This window comes from Pseudovibrio sp. POLY-S9 (genome assembly GCF_001431305.1).
GTDB lineage: Bacteria > Pseudomonadota > Alphaproteobacteria > Rhizobiales > Stappiaceae > Pseudovibrio.
In genome coordinates this window covers 28820-29397 of record NZ_LCWX01000191.1, presented here as the reverse complement: position 1 = coordinate 29397, position 578 = coordinate 28820, and the positions used below count along the sequence as shown (strand labels likewise).

The 578-nt window shown below is 48.8% G+C and carries 1 protein-coding gene; it reads right to left on the bottom strand.

The window, feature by feature from the left end; genetic code table 11:
* Window positions 1-57: 57 nt before the first annotated feature.
* Window positions 58-216 (bottom strand): hypothetical protein, encoded by a 159-nt coding sequence (locus PPL9_RS32450; protein WP_161831351.1) that lies wholly within the window; start codon window positions 214-216, stop codon window positions 58-60.
* Between the last annotated feature and the right edge of the window lie 362 nt (window positions 217-578).

The window sequence follows — 578 nt, the reverse complement described above, 5'->3', positions numbered from 1 at the left end:
TGATTGAAGGGGCATGCCCCTTCAATCAAAAGTCAAAGCTGCGAAAGTGGGTAATTTTCAAGCAGCACAAATGGGGAAAATACATCCAGCACTGACACCGTCTGGTTGATCACCAATCCCATCCGGCTCTTCATCAATTACCTGAGCTGGGATTTCCGGGTTAACACCAATGTGTTTCAAAACATCAGTCGCCCATTTTTCGTGCTCAACACCCATTCTTATTCTCCGAAAAGTTACCCACCAATTCTCGCGGGGACACTTTAAATTCACATGAAGGTGGAGCATCCATTTTTGTACTAATCCAACCCAAGTCTCAGCAACCCGCCATACAAACACCAATGGCACCGCATGGCCTTCCATGCAGTGGAGGAATTTAGGGTCCCGAGATACGGGAGAGGCAAGGCGAGCAGGCAGTGCCTGCGCTAGGTATTAAATTAGTTTCTTCGGCATTGGCTGTCGCCTTGCCCGGGCGTTTTTGTATGAAACAAGGTCTCCACCGAAAGGCATTGGGAGCAGGTGCCTACCCATCAACGTGAGGTCTCACAAAACACAAGGCTTTGCTTCGAAACTCACAGTCA

Excerpts from the sequence above, each read along its gene's own strand:
- PPL9_RS32450 (WP_161831351.1), bottom strand. The coding sequence starts at position 216 with ATGGGTGTTGAGCACGAAAAATGGGCGACTGATGTTTTGAAACACATT.